The sequence below is a fragment of the Vibrio variabilis genome (genome assembly GCF_003263785.1).
Taxonomy (GTDB): domain Bacteria; phylum Pseudomonadota; class Gammaproteobacteria; order Enterobacterales; family Vibrionaceae; genus Vibrio; species Vibrio variabilis.
The window spans coordinates 1-15013 of record NZ_JYJK01000085.1; the positions used below are offsets into that span (position 1 = coordinate 1).

Genomic DNA, 15013 nt, shown 5'->3' on the forward strand with positions numbered 1-15013 from the left:
GTCTGAGCTGTCGTGCCATGCTTTGTGCGTAAAGTGTGTGTCTGTTGATACTGAGTAAACTTCTACGCCGCGCTCTTGAAGTTCTGCATAGTGGTCTGCAAGGTCGCCAAGCTCTGTTGGGCACACGAATGTGAAGTCTGCTGGGTAGAAGAAGAATACAGCCCACTTACCTTTCACGTCTTGCTCTGTGATTTCTACGAATTCGCCTTGTTTGAATGCTGTTGCTGAAAATGGCTTGATAGTCGTGTTGATCATAATTTTACTCTCTCAATCTGGTCTTGTTATTTGGTGTGGCACTGTCCTGCGCCGATGGATATATATTGCAATGAGAGCGCGTTTTTGAAAATTCGTCTGTGCCTATCTATTCAATTGGTATTTTCTATCACTAGTGATTGGCTTTAGCTATCGATGTTGACAACCTAAAAATTGGCAGTATTATTTCGACTTTATTGGAAATGTAGTTAACCTTAGTTTTTATTTCGACTGGCGTCATCAATCAAGCCATCATCCACGAAGATGAAAAGCGTCAACCATTGCCAGGTTATAGGTACGAATAATGAACACCCCAGCACTTGCTATCCAAGATGCCATCAACTGGATGATGACCCACAATGTCATGTTAAAAGCGACGCCAGGAAGCAGCAAACATGCTGCCGTAAGCCTCACGCCTGCAACGATTTCCGAAGCCCGCTTCAATGCACTTAGTGAATCAGCGCCTATCTTTGGTCAATTGATCAACGCGGTGGCTGAAAATCATCAGTTTCTTCAAGAAGCGATTGAACCCGTTGCCCAAGGCGATGCGTTTTTCCGTGAGCTACTTGCGATGCACAAAGCGATTCACCAAAAAGGCAATGCCAAACGTACGCCGCTGCTCATGATGCGCACAGATTTTATGGACGACCAAGAGCTGGGGCCACAACTTATTGAGTTTAATGGCATTGCAGCAGGAATGGGCCGTTTGGGCAGCGTACTCATGAACTTCATCGCTATCTGCAAAAGCAATCTCCAAATGCGTTTAGCAACTGGAACGAAAACCCGCATGCAAAACTTATCGATAACTTGGCTATCACCCGTTTAGCCGAGGGAATTGTGCATGCAGCGCAGAGCATTAAAGCGCAGACTGAAGAACAAGACCGCGCTAAATTTTTAATGGTGGTGCAAGAAAATGAGGACAACATTTTCGATCAGTTCTTGCTCGAACAGCAGTTGCGTGAGATGGGTATTGAAACCTATCGACGCACCTTCAAACAGCTACATAGCTCACTGACCACCGGAGAACATGAGCGCCTAATACTCGATGGTGTGGGCGGTATTGATGTGGTGTATTTACGAGCGGGTTATCAATATTGTGATTACGCCGCGCATGATCTGGATAGCAAAAAGTGCTGTGATACCTTAATGAACACGCGTATTTTCATTGAGCAACATAAAGTTGCCGTCAATGCGACAGTGAGCCAGCAACTCGCCACCAGTAAGCGAGTGCAAACACTACTCACGTCGATGACGGCTGAGCAACTGACACGTTTCGATCTGACCTTGGAGCAAGCAGAGCGCGTAAAAGGTCTCCTCGGTGACATGAGGCTGGTGAATGAGGAAAGCTACGACTTTATCAGCACTGAAGATGTCGACAATTGGGTGCTCAAAAACCAAGGAGAAGGCGGCGGACACTGTATTTTTGGCGAGGATATTCCTCAAAAATTGCAACAACTGACCCCGGATCAATATGAGACTTGGGCGCTGATGCGACGAGTTCGCCCAGCACCAAGACGAACGCCAGCTCTCGTAGTAAGAGAGGGTGTGGCAGATACCGTCGATGACCTAATTAGTGAACTGGGACTTTTCACGGTTCACTTAGATGGCAAGCAGGTGACTGCAGATGGTGGATATGCTGGCTATTTGGTGCGAAGTAAAGCATCAACGACCACCGAAGGCGGTGTACATAGTGGATTAGGCGTCCTAGACTCTCTTGCGTACGAGGATAATTGAGCGCCCTTTTGTACAATGTCAGCAAAATCTGCGCGGGCAGGCGTTCCAGACAACGACGACATCCAAAACAAAAAAATGAAAGACTTTTTGCTCTAACTCGGTCTAATTAAGCCTATAAACGATAAATTCGTCGATTGCGAACACGCAAGCATCATCAGGGGAAGAGCATGTTTATCAAGAAGAATCATCGCTGGGCATTATCAGAGAACGACGCGACGCCAGAGTCCGTGTACAAAGAGCGTCGTGAGATATTGAAAAAGCTCGGGATTGCTGCAGTGGGAATGCCGCTTGCTGCCAATGCACAGGCGGGCATCTTTGACATTTTCTCTTCCAGTGAAACCAAAGCAACAGCTGACCCAAGAATCGATCTTTCTGTCACTAAGCCCGAGCAATATCAAGCCAAGTTATCGCTAACCCCAGAAAGTAAGGTACTTAAATACAATAACTTTTACGAATTTGGCACCGACAAAGCCGATCCAGCCAACAACTCATCTGAGTTCATCACCGACCCATGGACAGTGGAGATCGATGGCTTGGTCAACAACCCAATCAAGCTCGACTACGATGACATTTTTAATAAGTTTACACTTGAAGAGCGCATCTACAGACTTCGCTGTGTAGAGGCTTGGTCGATGAACATTCCGTGGATTGGTTTTCCCCTTGCTGACCTAATTAAAATGGCAGATCCCCAAAGCGGAGCGAAATACGTGGCATTCGAAACGCTTTACGATCCAAAACAGTTTCCCGCTCAACGCTCATGGAGCAGTATTGATTACCCTTATGTCGAGGGACTAAGATCGATGAAGCGATCAACCCGCTCACGCTTATCTCTGTTGGACTTTACGGCAAAACGCTTGCCCCGCAAAACGGTGCACCACTAAGGCTTGTTGTGCCATGGAAGTACGGTTTTAAAAGCATTAAGTCCATTGTTCGTATTCGCCTTACTGACAAAGAGCCGCCAACAACCTGGAACCGCTCTGCACCAAGCGAGTATGGCTTCTATGCCAACGTCAATCCACAAGTCGATCACCCAAGATGGAGCCAAGCGAGCGAGCGCTTTATTGGTGAAGGAAGCCTATTAAGCAGTCGCAGGCAACCTACCTTGATGTTTAATGGTTATGAAGAAGAGGTCGCACACCTATACAAAGATATGGACTTGAGGAAGTTCTATTAATGAAGCTCTCTCCTAAGTCCATCATTGCGCTAAAGGTGCTCATTCATACTGTGTCACTCGGCTTTTTTGCTCTACTAGTCATAGCCATCAACAATGACAGCTTAGGGGGCGACCCAGTACAGAGCATTATTCATTTTACCGGCATCAGTGCGCTCAATACTCTGTTTATAACCCTACTCGTTTCACCTTTAGCAAGATGGAGCAAACAGGGTCTGTTAGTACGAGTGAGACGGTTACTCGGCCTTTACAGTTTCTTCTGGGCTGTGTTGCACCTTATCGCCTTTGCGACGCTAGACCTTGGGTTAGACTGGAGCCTACTCGCCTCAGAGATCGTAAAACGACCGTACCTCACTGTCGGTGCTGCTGTTTGGATTATATTGCTACTGCTATCGGTTACATCGACGCAAGCCATGATGCGCAAGCTTGGTTCAAAGTGGCAAAAGCTGCACAACTGGGTTTATTTGGCGGCGATACTAGCGCCTATCCACTTTTACTGGTCAGTTAAATCAGAGGTGGCAGAGCCAATCATCTACATGCTCATCGCTGTATTACTCTTAGCGGCGCGGTGGAAAAGTGCTAAAAAAGCGGCTTGGGGTAAAGGCTTGATTGAGTGCTTATCGAAGGATTTGAACGGCAGCGATGACCGAATGGCTAAAGTGTGCGGTTGAGCCATTTGATTTCTGTATTTGTTGATTAGCCAGAAGTTTTTTATGAATCAAATGTTTTAACATTGCGTTGTTCGCAGTCGTTTTAACACTGACACAGATGGTGATAGAAAATGGAATTAACAAGTACAAGCTGTACGCCTCGCCAAGCAAACATCAACGCCGCTCTCGGTTCTCTCGTCGTTGTCGCAGCCGCAATCTTCTTTATGGATATTTTGGATGGTGCCCCATCAATACTCTTTGCTCTTGTCGCATCGATCGCGTGTATCGCGAACTTGCGCCATTTGTTTGTTCAGCCAAATGCAGATACTGAAGAAGTCAAAGTGACCACAGAATCCGTTGAAAGCGTCTCTGCCGCTGAGCAACCAACGCCGCCACAAAAAGCGCCGCCACGTAGACGACCAAATCTATATTTAGTTAAGTAGCCACTTATAAAAAGGTTCAAACACTGCGTTAAATAACCTTCTAATACATCACTCAGAGTTTTGATGTAATCGCTCAATCATGGTTCTTACTTCTTCACTATTAAAGTCTTGGCGATGCAGTGTTTTATCTATCGCTCGAGTCATAGAGGGGCTTCGAGACTGGGCCTTCACTATAAGTCGCTCTACTCGCGGTAGGGCTGATGCACTTTGTATGGTGCTCCATTCGATTAGTGCCACGCCCGCTTCATACTGCCCCATCATCGCTAGAGATTCCAACGAAGCGTCAACTAATGCAGGAGTAGACTCTTTACTGGCGATCACATCTTTAAGTTGCGGTACCAAACGCTCATTGCTTAAGTAAGACATACTAGACAGCGCCCAGCCAACCTTACTATCCTGTTGTTCACTATTACTCCCACCGGCGACGGCAATTAAAAACTCTAGGTCACTTTCAGCAGCATTTTGAGCGATGCCACGAGCCAGATCTCCCAAATAAAGGCTATCATTGGGCAGCTTGGCAAAGCTGGCCTTCAACTGCTCCATATGACGGTCGCTCCTCGTTATGTATCGCAATGATTGCTTAGCTGCGTAAATGGTATCAGAGCTGGGTTCAACAAGTGCTCCCAACGCTTCTAGCAAGACAGCGACCGATTCTGGTGTATTAATCGACGCTAACAAACTAAGGAGGTATTCATGGGTGCGCTGTCCATCATCTGGGAGTAACAACTTTGCCCTGATCTCATTGTAGACAGCAGTATTGGGTTGTCGCTTTAGTGCTTCTATGAGGCGCTTTTCGATATCGAAGCTTTGATTACCCTCGGCGCGAGTGTCTAAAAGAGTTTGCCAGAGCGACTCCGACGACCAAACCGTTTCCATTGTTGCATCTGATTCAACGGTCTCGATACTGTCTTTGCTTAACATGGAGCCTGCAGTGTTCAAAGGTTCAACGGTATCCCGCGTGGATAGGCTTTCGACCTCTTCTTTCTTAGGCTCATCGACTCTACCGCCCCATGTACTCACCACGTAAACACAACCCAAAAACCCAGCGAGCAATATGGTACGTTTCACTGCTTGATTCATTTTGCGTTGCTCCAACCTATTGCATCTAAGACGTCTCTATAAGAGTTGAAGATATCTGTCACTTGCCTGGTTTCATCGATATGCACAATATTAGAGCTGTTATTATTCGAAGAGAAATCAACGGTCTGACCGTATTGCTCTAGTAATAGGCTCAACTTTTGGCTCGCCAATGGCACGATGCCATCACCAACCAAACTATCTCTAGTCTCACCATTTTCTACGTAGCGCAGTGTGCTTGGGTGGGGATGATCACCCTTAAACGGCGCTCCATAATCATAGAGATCATAAACACCTACATACTTTACATCAGTATCTAGTATGCCAAACCTTGTCCCACTGTATGTGAGCTCTGCCAACGACACCCCATCAAGTCCCCATACGCTACTATTTAAACTTGAAATATCTTCTGACTCTGGAGATAGAAAACCTACACTAGGCGCCATCAAGTCCATAACATACTCTCCAAGTTGGATACCCCAGTATTTTCTCTCACCAGCCAGCATCTCAATAACTTCCCAGCTATCCTCACACACACTGCCATCCTGTCTAAATTGAGTCTTAGGAGTGCACCTTTCTTCCATATATGTAAAAAATCGACCAAGTGGTGAACCTTGATGGGGAGTTCCCGTCGTAATGAGGGCTTTTACATGCTCTTTGAATTTTGAATCTAAGTTCTGGATATACGCCCGCGCAGCTAAACCTCCACGACTGTGACCAATGAGCACGACTTCAGTGTCAATGCCAAACTGATCAACTATTTGACCTATTGCCTCCTCGACCTCCTTGCCGAGCGAATTAAAGTGCGAATAATCTCCATTACACCCAATTGCTAATTCACAAATTTTCCCATCTAAACCTGTAGGCCCCAAATTGCCATAGCGATCAAAGCCACCAAAATCTAAGCTAAAGCAAGACTCTTTGCGATCATTAAACTCGGGAAGAGTAGTGATGCTCTCTTGCCATGTCAGAGTTTGGCACTTTCCCGCATAGAAGCTGTCGTCATCAATGATAGCTTTCCATGTTGAAGAGTCAGAAGCGAGACCATGCAGCCAAAGTGTCGCTTTCGCTATCTCTATCGTGTCCAGTTTTGCAGTGAGCTGATACTCGGCGTTATCCAAAGCCGAAAGCGCGATGAAATGCCGGCTCCCTGTTTGTAACCTCTGCAAACAGGTCTCCTCAACAGAAGCACTCTGGTTTGAACGACAGTCGTAGTCAAACTGAGTCGGTATCGCGGTTTGACTGACGTAGAGATCAACATCTCCAGAAAGTTGCGACAAGCCAATATTGAGCAAAATATCTTCCGGTGTCTCCACCACAAAGTAGTGCCATTGTCCCGCTTCAATTGAGTCACTAAATGGGGATGAAAGCGTCAATGCTGTAGGGCTAAAGGATGTATGCTATCCACGTCATATGGGTTGGCATCATTTTCATTAGGCACACCATCTCCATCGATATCAGGGTCATCACTGTCAGCAACCTTGTCCCCATCGGTATCTCGTTCAAGCACATTGCTGGAGTTGCGGACCACGTGAACAAACTGTTCCGGATCAGATTGAATATCGGAATAATTTTGAAGCTCGCGAGTAATGTCTGCTGGATTCTTGATTTGCTCCTCAAGTTCACTCGGTGAACTCGGTAACAACGATAGACGAACCAAATCCTCGGCGATTAATGTCATCCGCTCATTCTGACTGGCAATAAAGTCACCAAACAACGAATCGGCATCTATCTGCATTTGAGCCGCGAGTTGACTTCTCGCCTTTTCGAGAGAGATGCCTGTCTGAGTATTCAAGTACAGTAAAGTAGTAAACGGTGTAACGACCGTCTGACCCGGAGGCGCTACCATTAAAAAGTCTTGTGTCACGTATTGCTGAAAGCCTTGATCAAAGGTCTCGCCAGCATGCGATTGTACGTACACAGGATAAAGTGAAGCATCAAGGCTGTCTGGCACTTGCAGCGTTGCAATCCCTTTTGCTTGTGTGAGTGCTGAGATTTCGCTTGCACCTGTATCTAGCCAAGCCGTTGCGCCAACCAAATAACCATCGACAGCGTAATAGCATAGTCAGTGTAGACCTCTGGAATGGAAACTTTAGGTGCACCATTTTCCTCACCATCACCACCTCCGCCTCCACATCCTACTACCCAAAGTAGAGAAAGTACTGACACCCACTTGCTTTTATACATGGCTTGACTCCTTGTAATGCCATTTAATCTGTAACTTGTTAGCGTGAATTCAAAACAATACCAATCTGATTGCATAATCAACCTAACACACAAAAAAAACGAAGCAAGTTATGTGGTTAGTGACTGTTAACAAAAGCACAGTTGGTATCACGTTATGTTTAAGGAGCGGTATTAAATGGTGAGGCCTAAACGCGGAGTCAAAACTCTACTTTCTAACTCTTAAAACGGGGATTTTTCTCTCAATCGATACTGCAAAGGGGAAATGGTGTAGAAGGATTTAAAGCTACGTACAAAAGCGCTCGCCTCGCTGTAATTTAGAGTTTCTGCGATGGTGCCGATATCCAGCTCCGTACTTTTTAGCAGTTGTGATGCTACCGTCATCCGAGTTCGTAAGACTATTTCACGTAAGCTAAGCCCTTCGCGTTGCAGGTAAAAACGCAGCTGTCTTGGGGTAACAGAAAACTCATGAGCAACATCTGGCACCGTACTTTTAGTAAAGTGCGAGCTAACCACAACTTCAGACACCCTTCGTTCTATGTTGGTCAGCTTGTTACCATCAAGACTATCATTTGGTATCAATGGGTTAGATAGCAAAAGATCGATATTTGAATGTTCGAGTGAAATCGGATCATTAAGCCAACTAGTGGGGAGTTTGATGAGTGTTTGCGGCTGATTGAAACGCAGTGTACAACCAGAAAAGAGAGCTCGATACTGCTCAACGTAATGCGGCGCGGGATAGCAAAAATCGAGCACCAGCTTGTCCATATCCGCACGCTGACCAAGAATGATTCGGATCAGTAGAGCCCAATATCCCGCGGCAAAGTCTTCACTGAGTAGCTGCACCGCAGCATCGTTAACATCAATACCTGGCACTATCGTTAAGTAGTCAGACGCTTCCACCAGCGACTCTTGATAGTATGTCGTCGTCATCGCCAAAAACTGCTGAGAAAGCGTCAACCCCATACGAACACTAGAACTGGCGGCAACGACGTAGCCATATAAACCAAAATCTTGCACAGTTACGCGCTGATAAAGTTTCAAGTACAGACCTGGTATGAATGTATTGTAATGGCGCACCCAGTGCTCAGCTTGTGCCAAGTCCATATCCGCCTGATTATTGACACGCTCTGTCAGTTGGCGTTTAAGTGACAGAGCCATTGGCGGCCGCTCGTTTTCAAGCACCTCTATTAAGTACTGAACGATCACTTTAGCAAAATAGTGGTTTTGTTCGCGTAAGTTCATCCATGTCTCAAAAATCAATCTCTACATGTCTAAAATGTCAATTTTCTAAAAAAGTGTCAATTATTGAACTTCGGAAACTGCAAAGATTAGGGCTTAAAACACGACGACACGATAGGCCATTCTATGTCTGAGAAGATCCCTAATTTCTATGCCTCTCCACGCACCTTTATGGGCGCAGAGCGCATCCACAACTTAGCTGAACACAAACTCGACTATGCGATGCTTGGCGTTCCTTACGCTGAAGGGACATTCGCCCCTTATATTCAGGCGGGACAAGCAGACATGCCTAATGCCCTTCGTGATAACCCTGTGACCATTTTCTTTGATATTGGCGATGTCGGGCTCTACGACGTCGATACCGATTTAACCCTACTTGAAGGCATTAAAATCGGTGATATTGGTGATGTCGTGATAAGCCAGGAGAAGGAGAGTTAAACAGAAGCCGCATAACAAATAGCGTCAAAGCGATCTTAAAGTCAGGTGCCGTACCTATCACTGTCGGAGGCGATCACTCCATCACTTACCCGCTGGTTCGTGGTTTTGAAGACTGCGGATACCAAATCGATTTTCTCTACTTTGATGCTCACCTCGACTTTGCGGACATGCCGCTGCAGTCTGAGTTTAATCACGGTACTCAAACCACACATATCCGTAAGCTCCCTTTTGTGCGAAACATTACCGTTATCGGTGCACGCAACTCTACCGCCGCAGAATTTAGGCGAGCGAAGCAGGCGGGGATTCGAATCATTCCCGTTAGCGAAGTCGACGCACGCGGCGCAAAGGCGATCATGCAAGAAGTGATTGATGCCAATGTACCAACCTATGTATCACTCGATATCGATGGTATGGACGCAATTTACGTTCCAGGCACGACCCACCCAGAGTCGGGCGGTATGACGTTCAAACAACAAAAAGATCTGTTGTTTGAATTGAACAAAGCTGCGAAAGGTAACGTTTGTGGCTTTGATATTGTCGAGCTTTGTCCTGCTAATGACGTCAATCACGTCACCGCCCTTACCGCGTCTAAACTCACTGCCCTGATGATGGGCTATCGTAGCCATTTTTTGAATAAGTAGGTCACCATTATGCCAATCATGAAACACAACCAATCCTATTTTCCTAAGACTGGATACGGCAAAAAAGACGTTCTCAACAAGCTTGATGAACTCAAGCAAGAAATGGTACCCGTTGAGGGTGGCCGCTTTGGTATGTACTCACTAAAAGGCAGTGAAGATATCCAAGACATCGTAGAGCAAGCCGCGCTGAAATTCTTCTCGTTCAACGCGCTGTTTACATTTATGAACAAGCCAGCAGGTCAAATCGAAGATGAGCTCATCGAGATGATCCGTGAAATCTTCCACGGTAACGATGACATGCGCGCTAACTTCACAACCGGTGGGTCTGAGTCCATCTACTGTGCAATGAAGGCAATGCGAGATTGGGCACGCGAAACGATGCCGCACATTAAAGAACCTGAGATCATTCTTCCGTACTCAGCGCACTCTGCGTTTTCTCGCGGTGGCAAGTACTTCGGCATCAAGATCGTTCGAACGCCAGTTGCCGCAGATAACCGCGTGGATATCGAAGCGACCAAAGCCGCCATCAACGAAAACACCATCGGTCTTGTTGGCTCTGCGCCATGCTGGCCATTCGGTGTTTACGATCGCATTGAAGAGCTGTCTGAGTTAGCAACAGAGCAAGGTCTGTGGCTTCACGTTGATGCCTGTGTGGGTGGCTATCTTGCCCCTTCGTTAAGAAGGCAGGCTACGAGCTTCCAAACTGGGACTTCACCGTACCGGGCGTGCGCTCTATTTCCGCTGACATGCACAAATATGGCTATGCGCCGAAACCAATGTCGACTGTGATGTATCGCGGTGGTGACGAGCAGTTCCATCACTACACCGTCGTTGATGATTGGCCGTGTGGTGCGTACTTCACCCAGTCATTGGGGGAAGCCGTACTTTCGCTTCAACAGCAGGGGCATGGGCGGTAATGAACTATCTTGGTGAAGAAGGCTACGTTGAGAACGCACAACGCATCATGACCATCAAACAGATGATCATTGATGGCCTAGCTGAATCCGCTGATCTTCGCACCGCTAAAACGGATCTGTCGCTACTGATCATCGACTCTCCTACGCTAGATATCACCAAAGTCGTGGGTGGCATGTCCCAACGAGGCTGGAGCCTGCTCGGCAATGCACAGCCTCCCGCTATCCACTTGGCCATTGACCCTATTTCCGATGAGCAAGTCGAACGAATGCTTAATGATTTCCATGAAGTGGTCGAAGAAGTGAAGTCAGGTGAAGCCGATCAACAAGGTTCACTCGCCTATTCAGGAGGGCAAGGCGAAGGCTATATGCCGAAATGGGTGCGACAGGTATTCGATATGCTTCCGAAAAAACTGTCAAAATAGGCTTTTCAGTAGTAAGACGTGTAGACCAATTGACTCGTGCACTTCAACGGGCATGCATATATACTCTGCATCAACTTTTTAAACCAAGAAGAAACCATGAAGAACTATCTGACTACATTCTTAAAAGGAATGGCGATGGGTGCAGCGGACGTTGTACCTGGGGTATCGGGAGGTACGATCGCCTTTATTACTGGTATTTACGATACGCTACTTGAGAGTATTCGCCGCGTGAACCCAAGTCTATTGGGTATCTGGAAACGTGAGGGCTTTAAAGCGGCATTTGACCACATCAATGGCTTTTTCCTCATCGCTCTGTTTGGCGGTATTTTGACGTCAATCCTGTCATTGGCCAAGTTCATCTCTTGGGCGTTAGAAACGCATCCAATTCCAGTATGGTCATTTTTCTTTGGCCTAATCATGGTATCGGTGTACCACATGATTAAGCAGGTTGAGCAAAAGACGCTGTCTCGCTTTGTTTTCTTATTACTCGGCGCTGTGTTTGCCTACAGCATTACAGTGCTTAAGCCACTGCAAATGGACCCAACCAGCCTAAACATCTTCTTTGCTGGCTGTATTGCGATTTGTGCGATGATTCTACCAGGTATCTCAGGCAGCTTTATTCTTCTATTGCTTGGCATGTACACACCGGTATTAGGTGCTGTTAAAGGTCTTCAGCTAGATGTTATGGTGATTTTTGCGATGGGCTGCTTGATTGGTCTACTATCGTTCTCACACGTGCTGTCTTGGTTACTAAAGCGTTTCCGTGATTTCGCGCTAGTGTTCCTTACAGGTCTCATGCTTGGCACCTTGCCTAAGCTTTGGCCGTGGAAAGAAACTATCTCATGGCGCACAAACTCAAAAGGTGAGCAGGTACCACTTATCCAAGAAAACCTATCACCATTCAATTTTGAATCTGTGACAGGTCAACCTTCGCAACTGGCGATTGCTGTTGTCCTGATGTTGGTAGGTATAGGCCTAGTGCTCGCGCTTGAGAAAGTAGCGGAAAAAGGTGAGAAATAACTCCACCATGTAGAAGGAAAAGGCTCACCTAGTGAGCCTTTTTTGATCGTACAGAGGATGCAAGTTAGAAGACAAAGTTGACCATGATGGTGTAGAGGTTTGCATCGGTGTCTTGACCGGGAGACTGAATGAACGGGCCACTTAACGGACGACCGAATGGATCTTCTCCGTAACTCTTAAAGCGTTGCCACTCACCGTTAATAGAGACGTTATTCATCACATCATATCGAAGCCCGAGTGTAACACTGTCGCCATCTTTTCCACTGTATGGGTCATTCTCATCACTTTTCTTTAAACTCTGACCATACACAGCGTATGGAGTCAGCTTGTTGATGCGATAAGCCACACTTGCATACCAAGATGAGTTGAAGTCGTTGGTTTGCCCCTCTGCAGTCAGTTTAAGTGCGTCAAATTCATATTCTGCACCTAGCGTATAGATATCCGTAGTCGTATCCGGTGCATCCAACACCAACTGCCCACCGTTGATAACCGTTCGCTGATCATATTTTGAGGTTAAATACGCGAAGTTCCAACGATAGTATTCACCTGCCGCAACTAAGTTAATACCTCCTGTGTATTGAGTCTCTACTTCCACCACCAGTTGCGGATTAATGCGAAGGTCGTTGGTGTCTTTGAAACCAATATAAGGGGTGGCGGTCAACTGCAAGCTATCCGACAAGGGGTAGTTCCATACGGCACTCAATCCGTTGTATGCCGTGACACCAGCCAACGCATTGTATACCTCTTCTGGAGGCCTAGCGGTATTGTAAGCATGGCCGACGTAGTTGTACTCTGACAGCAAGAACAATGGCAATCTCAACCGGCCCGCTCGCAACTGGACATTGCCAAACGTGTAACCCAAGTAGGCCCACTCAAGCTGCGGCTCACTCCAATTATCCTGAGGTCGCTTTACCACCTGAACAGAGGCGTTAAAGGCATCGTTGTAGTAGTCAAGCTGTAAGCCCAAAATAGTATCGCAGTCAAAACAGTTTTCATCGTTGATAGCGCGGTTGACCATCAAAGGGGTTTCATTATCAGAGCGCGCCCAAGACAAAGAGCCGAATCCGCTCACGGAAAGATTGTCGTTGATATCAATCGCTGCTGACACTGAAGTAGACAATGCGCCAAGTGCGACAACAAGAAGTTGTTTTTTCATTATTATTTCTCCTCACTCACCACATAGAGTACGTTCGCTTCACTCGGCACCGCGTCCAGCGGCGCATAGCCAATCCTGTTTGGTTTTTCAGTCAGCCACGCCACCAGCGTGGTCACATTGGCATTGTCTATCTCTTTTGGGGGTCTTGCTTTGCCAGAAAAGGACAGGCTTGCCCAATAGGCGTTCATTTGTGCCACATCCTTACCGAGCAAGGAGTGGTAAAACTCAGAACGTTCGCTAGAAGCCTCAGGCCAATCTGCGAGTTCCACCCTTTTTCCTTGAAGTGATTTTGCTTTTCCTCGATACAGCATCCTTGCCTTACTGCGGCTGAGCTCAGCAAAATCTTGATTAAAAGTAAAAACGGCGTAGTCGGTCGCAGCAAAAGCACGACTATCCGGTGGAACAAGTAAAAAACCAACAAAGCACATGGCCATGATGACCAGTATTTTGATCGGTCGAGTTTTCGCAGAAACACTGACTAACCGCATCATCACCTCTTTAGTTGGCCATCCATTACATAGACTGGTTCTTATTTGTAAAACTAGTTACCAAGCACAACACTAGAAGACAAAGTTGACCATTAAGGTGAACACACTAGCACTGTTGTCTGGCAAAGGTGTTGACGGTATGGTAATCGACCTTTCTGGCGCAAATGCACCTGATCCATCATTGAGCACTTGTACATACTGATACTCAGCATTTATGGATACATTGTTTAGCAAATCGTATCTAACACCTAACGTCGACGTCATATTAGAGCGCTCACCTTCTTGATAGAGCTGCCCGTAAGCGATGTAAGGAGTAAACGGCGCCATTCGATAACTAGCTAAACCATACCAATCCATACGCCGCGATTCTGTCTTTTGGAACTCAAAGGTTGTTTTGAGAGCGCCGAACTCATATTCAGTGCCGATAGAGTATATTTTGACCGCATTCCTTTCGGTGCCGCTAATTGGAAACTGAGTTTCGAACGGTACGGTAACAAACCCAGTCCCCGATGAGGTCACATCAAACTCACCATCCATCACCGAGAAATTCCAACGATAATAATCGCCAATCAGCTTTGCGTTTAACCCGTAAAGGCGATCGGTTTCAAAATCGAGCTCAAAGGTTGGGCTAAACACAACTTTATTATCATCATTGAAGCCCACGTAAGGAGTCAGCGAAAGCTGGAGTTCATCAGTTAAATAATGATTCCACGTAACTGCAAAGCCGTTATAGCCAGTAATCCCAAGAAAGGCGCCGTACACTTCTGTAGGTAGCCTTGCAAGGGTATAGGCCTGCCCTACATAAAAATATTCAGATGCTAGATACAGAGGCAACCGTTGGCGTCCCGCTCGAATATCAAAATCACCCACTTCATAGCCAACGTATGCCCACTCCAGGGAAGGGTTGCTCCAATTATCTTGCGGTCGTTTTACGCCTTGAACCGATGCTTTAAATCCGTTGTTGTAATAGTCCAGTTGCAGACCAAAGGTAGTATCACAATCAAAGCAGTTCTCGTCTTTGATGAAGCGATTAATAAATAACGGAGTATCGTTGTCAGAACGAGCCCAAGACGTAGAGCCAAAGCCACTAAATGATAGGGTTTCAGTAAGTTCAATCACGGCGTGAGCTGGTGCGCAAAGTGAGGCTAGTATGAGTGTGTGAGACAGTTTCTTTATCA

Annotated in this window: 17 protein-coding genes and 2 pseudogenes; 10 read left to right on the forward strand and 9 right to left on the reverse strand. The window is 46.5% G+C overall.

Going from position 1 to position 15013, the window contains the following annotated elements:
• Window positions 1-255, reverse strand: a 255-nt coding sequence (locus TZ48_RS14725; protein WP_162674600.1) for a redoxin domain-containing protein, incomplete at its 3' end; no start/stop codon positions are given.
• A gap of 361 nt (window positions 256-616) precedes the next feature.
• Between TZ48_RS14725 and TZ48_RS14730 the strand changes: the two are divergent.
• The 4 genes and pseudogenes from TZ48_RS14730 to TZ48_RS14745 all read left to right on the forward strand — a co-directional run bounded on the left by TZ48_RS14730 (window position 617) and on the right by TZ48_RS14745 (window position 4250).
• Window positions 617-1986, forward strand: a pseudogene (locus TZ48_RS14730) (glutathione synthase).
• A gap of 167 nt (window positions 1987-2153) precedes the next feature.
• Window positions 2154-3160: pseudogene (gene msrP / locus TZ48_RS14735) on the forward strand (protein-methionine-sulfoxide reductase catalytic subunit MsrP).
• Window positions 3160-3828, forward strand: a complete 669-nt coding sequence (msrQ, locus tag TZ48_RS14740) for a protein-methionine-sulfoxide reductase heme-binding subunit MsrQ (RefSeq protein ID WP_112479710.1) — start codon at window positions 3160-3162, stop codon at window positions 3826-3828. The pseudogene msrP and the gene msrQ overlap by 1 nt, the downstream one beginning before the upstream one ends.
• A 110-nt stretch (window positions 3829-3938) precedes the next feature.
• Entirely contained in the window at window positions 3939-4250 is a 312-nt protein-coding gene (locus TZ48_RS14745) for a hypothetical protein (RefSeq protein WP_042500037.1), read from the forward strand.
• 48 nt (window positions 4251-4298) lie between these two features.
• Here TZ48_RS14745 and TZ48_RS14750 read toward each other — a convergent pair whose 3' ends face one another.
• From TZ48_RS14750 to TZ48_RS14765, 5 genes are all read right to left on the reverse strand, one after another.
• On the reverse strand, window positions 4299-5330 hold the full coding sequence (locus TZ48_RS14750; RefSeq protein ID WP_112479711.1) for a hypothetical protein: 1032 nt from the start codon (window positions 5328-5330) through the stop codon (window positions 4299-4301).
• A complete protein-coding gene (locus TZ48_RS14755; protein WP_239670895.1) occupies window positions 5327-6643 on the reverse strand; it encodes an esterase/lipase family protein in 1317 nt (438 codons plus the stop codon). The genes TZ48_RS14750 and TZ48_RS14755 overlap by 4 nt, the downstream gene beginning before the upstream one ends.
• Window positions 6644-6699: 56 nt before the next feature.
• Window positions 6700-7365 (reverse strand): hypothetical protein, encoded by a 666-nt coding sequence (locus TZ48_RS14760; protein WP_112479713.1) that lies wholly within the window; start codon window positions 7363-7365, stop codon window positions 6700-6702.
• Entirely contained in the window at window positions 7341-7514 is a 174-nt protein-coding gene (locus TZ48_RS24435) for a hypothetical protein (protein WP_162674601.1), read from the reverse strand. The genes TZ48_RS14760 and TZ48_RS24435 overlap by 25 nt, the downstream gene beginning before the upstream one ends.
• 219 nt (window positions 7515-7733) lie before the next feature.
• Window positions 7734-8756, reverse strand: coding sequence for an AraC family transcriptional regulator (locus tag TZ48_RS14765; RefSeq protein ID WP_112479714.1), 1023 nt, complete (start codon window positions 8754-8756; stop codon window positions 7734-7736).
• Between the two features lie 123 nt (window positions 8757-8879).
• Here TZ48_RS14765 and TZ48_RS14770 point away from each other — a divergent pair, with 123 nt between their 5' ends.
• The 6 genes from TZ48_RS14770 (at window position 8880) to TZ48_RS14790 (ending at window position 12191) form a co-directional block, all read left to right on the forward strand.
• Complete coding sequence (locus tag TZ48_RS14770) at window positions 8880-9191, forward strand: hypothetical protein (RefSeq protein WP_112479715.1); 312 nt, start codon at window positions 8880-8882, stop codon at window positions 9189-9191.
• Window positions 9192-9202: 11 nt separating this feature from the next.
• Window positions 9203-9832: an arginase family protein gene (locus TZ48_RS14775; RefSeq protein ID WP_112479716.1), complete on the forward strand. Its 630-nt coding sequence runs from the start codon at window positions 9203-9205 to the stop codon at window positions 9830-9832.
• A 9-nt stretch (window positions 9833-9841) separates the two neighbouring features.
• Window positions 9842-10621, forward strand: a complete 780-nt coding sequence (locus tag TZ48_RS14780) for an aminotransferase class V-fold PLP-dependent enzyme (RefSeq protein WP_112479717.1) — start codon at window positions 9842-9844, stop codon at window positions 10619-10621.
• The gene (locus tag TZ48_RS24440; RefSeq protein WP_162674602.1) at window positions 10609-10749 is read left to right on the forward strand and encodes a hypothetical protein; all 141 of its coding nucleotides are present in this window, start codon (window positions 10609-10611) and stop codon (window positions 10747-10749) included. Before TZ48_RS14780 ends, TZ48_RS24440 begins: the two co-directional genes overlap by 13 nt.
• A complete protein-coding gene (locus TZ48_RS14785) occupies window positions 10749-11171 on the forward strand; it encodes a globin family protein (RefSeq protein WP_112479718.1) in 423 nt (140 codons plus the stop codon). Before TZ48_RS24440 ends, TZ48_RS14785 begins: the two co-directional genes overlap by 1 nt.
• 96 nt (window positions 11172-11267) lie before the next feature.
• A complete protein-coding gene (locus TZ48_RS14790) occupies window positions 11268-12191 on the forward strand; it encodes a polyprenyl-phosphate transporter (RefSeq protein ID WP_112479719.1) in 924 nt (307 codons plus the stop codon).
• Between the two features lie 64 nt (window positions 12192-12255).
• Here the strand turns inward: TZ48_RS14790 and TZ48_RS14795 are convergent, their stop codons facing one another.
• From TZ48_RS14795 to TZ48_RS14805, 3 genes are all read right to left on the reverse strand, one after another.
• Complete coding sequence (locus tag TZ48_RS14795) at window positions 12256-13347, reverse strand: porin family protein (RefSeq protein WP_112479720.1); 1092 nt, start codon at window positions 13345-13347, stop codon at window positions 12256-12258.
• 2 nt (window positions 13348-13349) lie between these two features.
• Window positions 13350-13781, reverse strand: a complete 432-nt coding sequence (locus TZ48_RS14800; RefSeq protein WP_420822942.1) for a hypothetical protein — start codon at window positions 13779-13781, stop codon at window positions 13350-13352.
• Between the two features lie 126 nt (window positions 13782-13907).
• Entirely contained in the window at window positions 13908-15011 is a 1104-nt protein-coding gene (locus TZ48_RS14805) for a porin (RefSeq protein ID WP_112479759.1), read from the reverse strand.
• Window positions 15012-15013 lie beyond the last annotated feature (2 nt).

Bases quoted from the DNA above. Each gene is read 5' to 3' on its own strand.
- msrQ (WP_112479710.1), top strand. From the start codon at position 3,160: ATGAAGCTCTCTCCTAAGTCCATCATTGCGCTAAAGGTGCTCATTCAT.
- TZ48_RS14745 (WP_042500037.1), top strand. From the start codon at position 3,939: ATGGAATTAACAAGTACAAGCTGTACGCCTCGCCAAGCAAACATCAAC.
- TZ48_RS14750 (WP_112479711.1), bottom strand. From the start codon at position 5,330: ATGAATCAAGCAGTGAAACGTACCATATTGCTCGCTGGGTTTTTGGGT.
- TZ48_RS24435 (WP_162674601.1), bottom strand. From the start codon at position 7,514: ATGTATAAAAGCAAGTGGGTGTCAGTACTTTCTCTACTTTGGGTAGTA.
- TZ48_RS14765 (WP_112479714.1), bottom strand. From the start codon at position 8,756: ATGAACTTACGCGAACAAAACCACTATTTTGCTAAAGTGATCGTTCAG.
- TZ48_RS14770 (WP_112479715.1), top strand. From the start codon at position 8,880: ATGTCTGAGAAGATCCCTAATTTCTATGCCTCTCCACGCACCTTTATG.
- TZ48_RS14780 (WP_112479717.1), top strand. From the start codon at position 9,842: ATGCCAATCATGAAACACAACCAATCCTATTTTCCTAAGACTGGATAC.
- TZ48_RS24440 (WP_162674602.1), top strand. From the start codon at position 10,609: ATGTCGACTGTGATGTATCGCGGTGGTGACGAGCAGTTCCATCACTAC.
- TZ48_RS14785 (WP_112479718.1), top strand. From the start codon at position 10,749: ATGAACTATCTTGGTGAAGAAGGCTACGTTGAGAACGCACAACGCATC.
- TZ48_RS14790 (WP_112479719.1), top strand. From the start codon at position 11,268: ATGAAGAACTATCTGACTACATTCTTAAAAGGAATGGCGATGGGTGCA.
- TZ48_RS14795 (WP_112479720.1), bottom strand. From the start codon at position 13,347: ATGAAAAAACAACTTCTTGTTGTCGCACTTGGCGCATTGTCTACTTCA.
- TZ48_RS14800 (WP_420822942.1), bottom strand. From the start codon at position 13,781: ATGGCCATGTGCTTTGTTGGTTTTTTACTTGTTCCACCGGATAGTCGT.